Source organism: Herbaspirillum sp. GCM10030257 (genome assembly GCF_042666555.1).
Classification (GTDB): Bacteria; Pseudomonadota; Gammaproteobacteria; order Burkholderiales; family Burkholderiaceae_D; genus Noviherbaspirillum.
In genome coordinates this window covers 1-8,880 of record NZ_JBHTDH010000066.1, presented here as the reverse complement: position 1 = coordinate 8,880, position 8,880 = coordinate 1, and the positions used below count along the sequence as shown (strand labels likewise).

10 protein-coding genes are annotated in these 8,880 nt (G+C 51.3%); 1 reads left to right on the top strand and 9 read right to left on the bottom strand.

Annotated elements, in window-relative coordinates:
• From ACFQUU_RS28855 to ACFQUU_RS28820, 8 genes are all read right to left on the bottom strand, one after another.
• The coding region (locus tag ACFQUU_RS28855) for an ATP-binding cassette domain-containing protein (RefSeq protein WP_382252040.1) at positions 1-235 on the bottom strand (235 nt) is incomplete at its 3' end.
• Between the two features lie 170 nt (positions 236-405).
• On the bottom strand, positions 406-1,245 hold the full coding sequence (fghA, locus tag ACFQUU_RS28850; protein WP_382252038.1) for an S-formylglutathione hydrolase: 840 nt from the start codon (positions 1,243-1,245) through the stop codon (positions 406-408).
• Positions 1,246-1,249: 4 nt separating this feature from the next.
• Complete coding sequence (locus ACFQUU_RS28845) at positions 1,250-2,362, bottom strand: S-(hydroxymethyl)glutathione dehydrogenase/class III alcohol dehydrogenase (protein WP_382252036.1); 1,113 nt, start codon at positions 2,360-2,362, stop codon at positions 1,250-1,252.
• 40 nt (positions 2,363-2,402) lie between these two features.
• On the bottom strand, positions 2,403-3,032 hold the full coding sequence (locus ACFQUU_RS28840; RefSeq protein WP_382252035.1) for a glutathione S-transferase family protein: 630 nt from the start codon (positions 3,030-3,032) through the stop codon (positions 2,403-2,405).
• 24 nt (positions 3,033-3,056) lie between these two features.
• Entirely contained in the window at positions 3,057-3,959 is a 903-nt protein-coding gene (locus ACFQUU_RS28835; RefSeq protein WP_382252033.1) for an aromatic ring-hydroxylating dioxygenase subunit alpha, read from the bottom strand.
• Positions 3,956-4,663, bottom strand: coding sequence for a Rieske 2Fe-2S domain-containing protein (locus ACFQUU_RS28830; protein ID WP_382252032.1), 708 nt, complete (start codon positions 4,661-4,663; stop codon positions 3,956-3,958). The genes ACFQUU_RS28835 and ACFQUU_RS28830 overlap by 4 nt, the downstream gene beginning before the upstream one ends.
• Positions 4,664-4,689: 26 nt before the next feature.
• The gene (locus ACFQUU_RS28825; RefSeq protein ID WP_382252031.1) at positions 4,690-5,646 is read right to left on the bottom strand and encodes a PDR/VanB family oxidoreductase; all 957 of its coding nucleotides are present in this window, start codon (positions 5,644-5,646) and stop codon (positions 4,690-4,692) included.
• A gap of 123 nt (positions 5,647-5,769) precedes the next feature.
• The gene (locus ACFQUU_RS28820) at positions 5,770-6,861 is read right to left on the bottom strand and encodes a BMP family ABC transporter substrate-binding protein (RefSeq protein ID WP_382252029.1); all 1,092 of its coding nucleotides are present in this window, start codon (positions 6,859-6,861) and stop codon (positions 5,770-5,772) included.
• A gap of 254 nt (positions 6,862-7,115) precedes the next feature.
• Between ACFQUU_RS28820 and ACFQUU_RS28815 the strand changes: the two genes are divergently transcribed.
• Positions 7,116-7,778 (top strand): GntR family transcriptional regulator, encoded by a 663-nt coding sequence (locus ACFQUU_RS28815; protein ID WP_382252028.1) that lies wholly within the window; start codon positions 7,116-7,118, stop codon positions 7,776-7,778.
• A 323-nt stretch (positions 7,779-8,101) separates the two neighbouring features.
• On the opposite strand, the gene ACFQUU_RS28810 is transcribed toward ACFQUU_RS28815, so the two are convergent.
• Positions 8,102-8,880: IS3 family transposase (locus tag ACFQUU_RS28810; RefSeq protein WP_382252026.1), on the bottom strand; the 779-nt coding region annotated here is incomplete at its 5' end.

Genomic DNA, 8,880 nt, shown 5'->3' with positions numbered 1-8,880 from the left:
GCTTGCGGGCTTCGGCCGGATTGGCGATGTTGACTTCCTTGCCATTCCAGAAAACCTGGCCGGCATCGGGTTTGACCGATCCGTAAATGATCTTCATGAGGGTCGACTTGCCGGCGCCATTTTCGCCAAGGATGGAATGAATCTCCCCCGGCATGACGTTCAGGTCGACACCATCGTTCGCGACCACGGAAGGATATTTCTTGGTGATCCTGCTTAGGCTTAGGCGGGTGTCCATGTCTCAATTGGATAATTGGCTGCTGTGCGCGTCAGATCGCAGCTCTTCTTTAAGGGTATTTTCCCTTGTAGTTAAGGATCTACGTTTTTTATTGCAATCCGTACCAACGTAAATATATAAATTGCCGTAGTGCAAAACGTCACCTTCGAGATGTACTCCGAAAGTTCATATTAACTTCCTAACTCTAGAGCATGAAACTCTAAATGTTCTTTAATAAAGGAACTGATAAAATAATAGCTATGGTCGTAACCTGGTTGCATGCGCAACATGATGTGACGGTCTGTTGCACGCGCTGCTTCAGTCAACAATTCTGGCCGAAGCTGCTGCAGAAGAAATTTATCTTCTGTACCCTGATCAATCAGTACCTTTCCCGTGAACGCACTGTCTCTTAATAATGCCGCCGCGTCCCACTGTTGCCATTCCTGTTCGTTCTCACCAATATATTTCGAAAGTGCCTTTCTACCCCATGGACAACGGCTCGCTGATGCAATTGGTGCAAACGCCGAAACCGAACGGTATTTTTCAGGCCGTTTAAGCGCGCAGATTAATGCGCCATGGCCGCCCATCGAATGACCCATGATACTTTGGCGCGTCCGATCCACGTTCGGAAAGAGTGTTGATACGGTCGCAGTCAACTCATCTGTGACGTAGCTGAACATGCGGTAATGGTTGGACCATGGCGGTTGCACTGCGTCCACGTAAAAACCAGCTCCATATCCAAAGTCCCAATCATCGGCTTCTCCGGGAAGTCCAAGCTTTGGGGGGCTAGTATCTGGAGACACGAGCATGAGTCCCAGGCATGACGCAAGTCGCTGCGCACCGGCCTTAGTCATGAAGGTTTCATCTGTACACGTCAAACCGGCAAGGAAATACACAACCGGCAATGGTCGGCGAGACGTTGCCGGAGGCACATACACCGAAAACTTCATTGGCGTACCCGTATTGGTGGAGTGATGGCTGCAAAAATATTGGGTTCCACCAAAAGCGCGTTGCTGAGTGATGATTTCCATACAATTAATACACAATAACGCTACGGATCGATTCGCCGGTGTGCATCATGTCAATGGCGTCGTTGATTTTTTCCAAAGGCAACAGGTGAGTAATCAGAGGATCGATCTTGATCTTTCCATCCATGTACCAGTCGACGATCTTCGGCACTTCGGTACGCCCGCGCACACCGCCGAAAGCTGTTCCTTTCCAAACCCGTCCTGTGACCAGCTGAAATGGACGCGTACTGATTTCCTGCCCTGCGCCTGCGACACCGACTACAACCGATACGCCCCAACCGCGATGACAGCATTCAAGCGCCTGGCGCATCAACGTGGTATTGCCCACGCATTCAAAGCTATAGTCCGCGCCACCGTCCGTTAACGCAACCAAATGAGCAACGAGATCTTCACCGTGGAGGTCCTTGGGGTTGACGAAATGTGTCATACCGAAGGATTCGGCAAGTTCTTTACGGGCTGGATTGATATCAACACCAATAATCTTGTTAGCGCCAACCAGACGCGCTCCTTGTATGACATTGAGCCCGATGCCGCCCAAGCCGAACACGACGACGTTGGAGCCGGCCTCGACCTTAGCGGTATTGATCACAGCACCGATGCCGGTCGTTACCCCGCAGCCGATATAGCATACTTTATCGAATGGAGCATCTTCACGAATCTTGGCCAACGCAATCTCAGGGAGCACAGTGTAGTTGGCGAAGGTAGAGCATCCCATGTAATGGTGGATCTTCTTGCCGTTGATCGAAAAACGACTACTACCGTCGGGCATTACGCCCTTGCCCTGAGTACTGCGAATTGCCGTGCACAAATTGGACTTCTGCGACAGGCAAGTTTTGCAGCCCCGACATTCCGGCGTGTATAGAGGGATGACGTGATCACCGCGCTTGAGCGATGTAACGCCTGGGCCGACTTCCACCACTATGCCGGCGCCTTCATGTCCAAAGATCGCAGGGAAAAGGCCTTCCGGGTCAGCGCCCGAGCGAGTGAATTCGTCCGTATGGCAAACCCCCGATGCCTTGATCTCGACGAGAACTTCCCCATGACGTGGGCCTTCAAGCTGCACTGTTTCTATTACTAGGGGTTTTCCTGCTTCATAGCAGACCGCTGCGCGTACATCCATCTTTAACATCCTTTTTCTGTCTGATTAGTTGTCAACCGGCTTATAGGCCCGTCTCAAAAATTCCGGGCATACCGACGAAGCGAGGCAGGCGTTTTACACGCTCGATCCATCTCCTGATCGCCGGATAATCATCACGTGATATTCCGCCCTCTTCAGCCATCGCGATATACGGAAAACAAGCAATGTCAGCGATTGTGGGATGGCCACAAGCGAGCCAAAGTTGGGCCTGGGCTTCCATATCCGCCAAGTGCTCGTCAATGATCCGGAAAATTTGGTGTGCGCCACTGCGCGCCATCTCTATATCTAATTCGTAGCCAAGCGCGTCATGTAGCCGGGCTGCCGAAGCGGTACGCGTGATGTCATCCGCGGTGGATAGCCACATCGCGATGCGCCCGCGCGTTGCTGCCTCCTCTGGGTACCATTGTCTGCTCGTGTCATATCGACTGGCTAAATAGACAAGAATTGCCTGCGCATCCCGCAGTCTCAGATCTCCGTCATCTAATACCGGTAGCTGTCCAAACGCGTTAATTTCGAGGAATTCTGGTGATTTATGTTTCTTTCCTGGATAAAAATCCACAGGAACAGCCTGATATTTGACATCAAGCATTTGCATTAGCAATCGCGCTTTGTAGCAGTTCCCCGAAAGCTCATAGTTATATAGGGTGATCATTGAATTCTCTAGTTTCTGATTATCTTATGCAGTCTTGTGCACGCCGTATTGCATCCCGATCTGGCGAAGCCAACGTCGGTACGCTGTCGAGCCCGCGTCAGCACGGGCTGGCACTTCCGACTTCATGTCAAGCGGTAGGCGCTTAGGTACCTGGTTTTCAAGAATCGGACGGTCCTGTGCAAATATTGTTTGTTGAAACCCGATAATTTCGGCATCAGTAGCAACGTCATCAAATAGCAGGAGCCACAGCGTCGCTCGGCACTCGTCCTCGCTGATAGGCTGGACATAAACGCCAATGACATCACGTGCATCTGTGCGTGTTGGGCATGTTTTGTAAAGGACGGCGGTGAACGGTTGAGTGATACGATAGGTATAAGCCACATGGAGTCCGCCTGCAGCGCTCGCTGCCGCCTTTGGCTGCCAGAAACGGCATTCTGTCGCCCAAATCTCGCCAGTCTGGGGATCCGTCGTTACCTTATAGTCTGGAACTTCACTATGCGGATCCTTGCCAAGGATATCTGTATGGACATAGGGAAAATGCCCCATATCCAGAAAGTTTTCGATTACGCGCAGGCCGGAAGATTTCACGCCAAAGGTCCCTGCATTAATGAAACGCCGACCAGGCTCATCAAACTCTGGCAACGCAAACAGTTCCTTGCGCGGCGCTCCAAGGGACACCCAGATAAAGCCATGGCGCTGCTGGACCGCGAATTCACGTCCGTTCAAGTTGTCTGGCATGCGTTCGTTGGCGTGCAAGCCGTGAGTCTTGTCCCGCCAAACGATAATCGGCTGTCCGAGCAGCACGGTCTGTACCCTGATCTCTGCGTCCAAGCGTTCGATCGACGTTACGGCAAACCAGTCGTTCAATACATTTTCATCCAGGCTTTGCTGCATTTTTGCCTCCTTGTCATCGATGAAGTGGGTCATGCTGCGGTCCTCAACTCAATTTCTTGACGCAGGCGTTTGAATTGTTCAATATATTTGCGCTTCAGGGCTGCTTCATCCGGCTTCGGCTTTGTGCAACTTACCCAAAGGTGAACGACACACTTCTCCGCGGTCATGGGCTGAAAAAGGAGAATTGATTGCACTGCCGGACCATTCTCCTCTATGAGTATGCTATTCCCATGTATTGCAAGATAATCGGTGCGCCGTTGTAAAACTTGATGACTAACTTCTTCGGCCGAACGATAGATCGTGAAGCTACGGCAAAACACGGCATGTCGGTCGCTATCAGCAAGTGGCCCAACCGCTGGCACGTCTTCATCCGGCGTGCCAAGTGCAACCCACACCATTCCAAATCGCTCGGTTACAGAATATGCGTTGGCGCAAATAGTCTTAGGTGGTGTCATGTTTGGGTGCGCGGGAATGGCCGTGCATTTACCGCTACTGGCAAAGCGCCAGCCATGGTATCCACACGATAGTTCGCCATCAATTATGCGCCCCAAGGTAAAGCGCGTCCCGCGGTGTGGGCAACGGTTTTCCCAAGCCTGTACAGTCCCCTGCTTGTTACGCCATAGGGCTAGTTCTTGACCATGCAAAACTGCAAGGGTGACCTGGTCTACTGGAACGTGTGCCGATGCCATTACGGGAGACCATGTTCCCAACCGTTTGCTTTCAATGAGTATATTCACGATTGTTATTCCTTCTTGCTTGTCCGTTAAAGATCCAGTACCAGCAGATTTGTCTTTGCTCTAGATACACAAGGAAGCATCTTGTCGCACGCTTCCTTTTCCGTATCATTGAGAAAGACGTCGCGATGATCTGGTACTCCCTCGAGTACGCCGGTCAGGCACGTACCACAAACGCCCTGTTCGCATGAAGTCTCGATTTGGCGACCATGACTCGCAAGTACTTCAGTTATCGCGATGCCAGGCGGCACGCTGTACGTCACGCCGCTACGGGCAAGACGAATCTGGAATTCATCCTGCGGCTTATTAAGCGCATCCTGATCGGCGGCAAAGTATTCGAGATGGACGGCCTCGGATGGCCACGCGGGTTTAGCACAGTTGACTATCATGTCCATGAATGGACGCGGACCGCAGAGGTAGAGGTGTTCGCCCCACTCGCGCCGTTCAAGAAGCTGGCCTAAATGAACTCTCATGTCCTCCGGCTGTAGGCCATGATGAAAGTGTACAAAGCGAGAAAACTTGTCCCCAGCCAGAAGCTCATAAAAAGCGGTATGAGAAACGGAACGCGAGTAGTAATGCAACTCGAACGAAGCATTTTGTGCAGCAAGCAGCTTTGCCATGGATAGCAGTGGAGTAATGCCTATGCCTCCACCCAGCAATACGTGATGCGTTGCTGCAGAATCGAGCGCAAAGTTATTTCGCGGCACGCCAATGTCGATGATGTCACCTTCCTTCAAAGCATGCATAGCTTGCGAACCTCCACGGGAGTCTGGCTCTCGCTTGACTGCGATGAGGTAACAATCGCGTTCGTCGGGGCCATTGCACAACGAATATTGGCGGACGAGCCCGTTATGCACATGTACGTCGACGTGCGAGCCCGCGGTAAATTCTGGCAAAGGCGCGCCGAAGGCACTAACAAGACGGAAGGATTTAATGTCTGCCGTTTCATGGCAGATCTTGCTAACTTTGACAGATAGAGTCGTCATGGTAATAAGTATCTGTTCAGTCGTCAGCGATAAGGCGTGATACAACCTGCCCGGTCACTGCGGACATTGCGTTTCATTCACCATCCGCAAAGACGCGAATGGTGGGCGAGCATAGCGCTGGTCTTAGCCCAAGCCGGTCATGCCTTCGACGAGCCAGTTTATTGCCTTGAGTTCGGCATCGGGAATTACGGATCCTTTGGGCACGCGGAGCTTACCGGTCTGGTCGCTGATGGGTCCTGTGAATGGATGCAAGCTGCCATTCGTGATCGCCTGCTGCCGCTCGTTGACGAGTGCGATGACATCCTGCGGAATGGCAGGATTGTATGGAGCCATTTTAACGACACCGGCTTTGAGGCCGTCCCATTGGTGCCGAGAAGTCCATTTGCCGGCGAAAACATCATTAGCAGCGGCGATATAGTGACTGCTCCAGTCAACTAGGAACGACGTAAGATGCTTCTTCGGTCCGTATTTGCTCATGTCGCTGGCATAACCGATTGTCCAAGCATTCAGTTCTTCGCCAACCTGAACGGTTGTTGGCGTATCCGTCATGGAGACGATGACATCGGCACCTTGAGCAACCAAGGTTTTTGCCGCGTCTCGCTCACGGCCAGGGTCATACCAGGAATTGAGCCAGATTGTCTTGCAGACAACTTTAGGGTTTACGCTGCGTGCTCCAAGCATTAATGCATTGGCTGCGCCAACTACGTCGGGAACAGGAAATCCACCAATAAAGGCAATGGTATTGCTTTTGCTCATCTTGCCAGCGACGACCCCGGAAAGATAAGTACCTTCATAATAGCGCGCCTCAAAAGTACCGACATTTTTCGCTTGCCGTATCCCACTGCAGTGCTCAAAAAAGACACTAGGTGCTGTTTGTGCCGCTTTATGGATTGGAGTTTGCTGGGAGAAACTTGTTCCAAATATTAATTTATTGCCCTGTCTTACAAGATCACGAAAGACACGTTCGGCATCAGTCATTTGTGCTACGTTGGCGACAACGCTTGTTTTGATCTTTCCTGGAAATGCGGCTTCCATTGCCTGACGGGCCAAATCATGACTCCGTGTCCAGCCCACTTCTGCAACTGGTGAGACATAGACAATACCAACTTTTAATGCTTCTTGCGCCATTGTTGGTATCGCTATGCCACTGGTTGCCATCGCAATCCCGCCGGCAGACACTTGCTTTATAAAATCCCGTCTCGTCAGCTTTGTCATCTCTCTTCTCCTTTGATATTGATTCGCATTTCCGGCGCATTGTAAAAGGCAGACGTTGCGCTTCATATTTTCTCTGCGATGGCCACGACTTCACTATAAACGGTATACCATCTATGTCAACTGGTATACCATATAGAGGTCATACTTATTTCGATATCACTACCCCATTACCCTGTTGATTGCTTTCCTTATGCGATAATTGGTATGACACTTTCCGTGGCGCGTTGCCGTGGATTTCCAAAAAACAGCACCCTATGCGCACAGAGGATATTGTTGAACGTATTTCCAATGCTATTTTTCAGCATCGCCTGCTACCGGGTGCGAAGCTGAATGAACGGGATTTAGGAAAAGTATTTGATGTTAGTCGTACGTTGATTAGGCAAGCACTGATCAGGTTAGAGAAGGACAAACTTGTCACGATAGAGCCTAATCGCGGCGCATTCGTGTCACGTCCTACACTGGAGGAAGCACATCAGTTGTTCGACGCGCTCATCCTTATCGAAAAAGGATTTATTGAGGCAATCGCGCCGACAATCACTGCAAACCATATTGAAATCCTGCGCACGCATTGCAAGCACCAGGAAAAGGCCGAGTCCGAAGGCAATCATAAGCTTGCCAATGAATTGGGTATCCAATTCCACTTGATCTTAGCGGGCCTGCTTCACAATCCGGTGCTGGAAGAAATTCATCGAGACTTGATGTCCCGCGAGCGCGTCATCACGGCGATTTTTAAGACCGATTTCGATTATTGTCGTCTGCATAACCATCATCGGGCCATTATCGACCACTTGGAGAGCGGTTCAGTAAAACGTGCACAGAAAATTCTCGAATCACACTATCGGCTGGTTGTTAGGGGTTATCATTTAGACGATGTTGCCCTAGGCGACATCGATCTGGCGAGCGCTCTAGCCGGATAATGTAGAGGATACATAGTGGCTACAAGTAAGACATGCGTGGGTCACAGCGGATTTGGCTAATTATGCTGTATAACTTTCCAAGTGTAGGGTGAAACCAATCTTTGTCACCTGACGGTAGATCCCTATTTCACCCACTGCTGAGCTTATGAGCGAGGCTCATGATCGACCTCGCCATATGCAAATAAGAACAATCGTTTTGTCATAATCCTAGCGTCTGCGCACCTTGCGGTTATGCGTGCGCTTATAGGGTTTCGCCGGGCCCGCTACCCGACTTAGTCCGAAACCGCTGCGGAAACTGCGGTTAAAATGACCGTATCCCGGAATTAGTACCGGGCTAACGGAGAAAATTTCGGCTCCGTTGTGGGTGCAGACAAGGCGCTATTCCTTGCCAGACGGGCGAATTCGGCCGGTGTTGCCCACTGCAATGCAGAGTGGGGACGCACCTCATTATAGTACCGCCGCCACTCTTCAATCTTGTGCTGAGCGTCCTCCAGTGACAGGAACCAATGCTGGTTCAAACACTCCTGCCGGAAGCGTCCGTTGAAGCTTTCCACCTTGGCGTTGTCAGTTGGCGTGCCGGGGCGGCTGAAGTCGAGCTCGATGCCACGTTCATACGCCCACTTGTCCATTACCTTGGAAATGAATTCGCTGCCATTATCGACCTTGATGGTCGCAGGCAGTCCGCGTACCCCTGCAATACGGTTGAGTGTGTTCACCACATCCTCCCCCTTCAGACTTTGTCCGACGTCGATGGCCAGACTCTCGCGTGTGTAGTTGTCGACGACGGTCAAGGCGCGAATGCGCCGACCATCGAATAGCGCATCGGCGACAAAATCCATGCTCCAGATCTGGTTCATTGCTGTAACAAGGTGTTTGGGTTGGCGCAGCCTGGCTGATTTGTTTCGTTTGGGCCGCTTGAGCCGCAAAGACAAACCTTCCTGCTGATACAGCCGGTAGACGCGTTTATGATTGTCTGGCCAGCCTTCACGCCTGAGCATCACATGCACTCGCTTATAACCATAGTGCACGCGTGCAGCAGCGATCTCCTTGATGCGCATGATGAGCAGCGTGGCGTCACGCCTGACCGACTTGTATGCATACA

What these genes read in the sequence shown, in the direction of transcription:
- fghA (WP_382252038.1), bottom strand. Translation starts at nt 1,245, where the DNA reads ATGGAAATCATCACTCAGCAACGCGCTTTTGGTGGAACCCAATATTTT.
- ACFQUU_RS28845 (WP_382252036.1), bottom strand. Translation starts at nt 2,362, where the DNA reads ATGGATGTACGCGCAGCGGTCTGCTATGAAGCAGGAAAACCCCTAGTA.
- ACFQUU_RS28840 (WP_382252035.1), bottom strand. Translation starts at nt 3,032, where the DNA reads ATGATCACCCTATATAACTATGAGCTTTCGGGGAACTGCTACAAAGCG.
- ACFQUU_RS28835 (WP_382252033.1), bottom strand. Translation starts at nt 3,959, where the DNA reads ATGACCCACTTCATCGATGACAAGGAGGCAAAAATGCAGCAAAGCCTG.
- ACFQUU_RS28825 (WP_382252031.1), bottom strand. Translation starts at nt 5,646, where the DNA reads ATGACGACTCTATCTGTCAAAGTTAGCAAGATCTGCCATGAAACGGCA.
- ACFQUU_RS28820 (WP_382252029.1), bottom strand. Translation starts at nt 6,861, where the DNA reads ATGACAAAGCTGACGAGACGGGATTTTATAAAGCAAGTGTCTGCCGGC.
- ACFQUU_RS28815 (WP_382252028.1), top strand. Translation starts at nt 7,116, where the DNA reads ATGCGCACAGAGGATATTGTTGAACGTATTTCCAATGCTATTTTTCAG.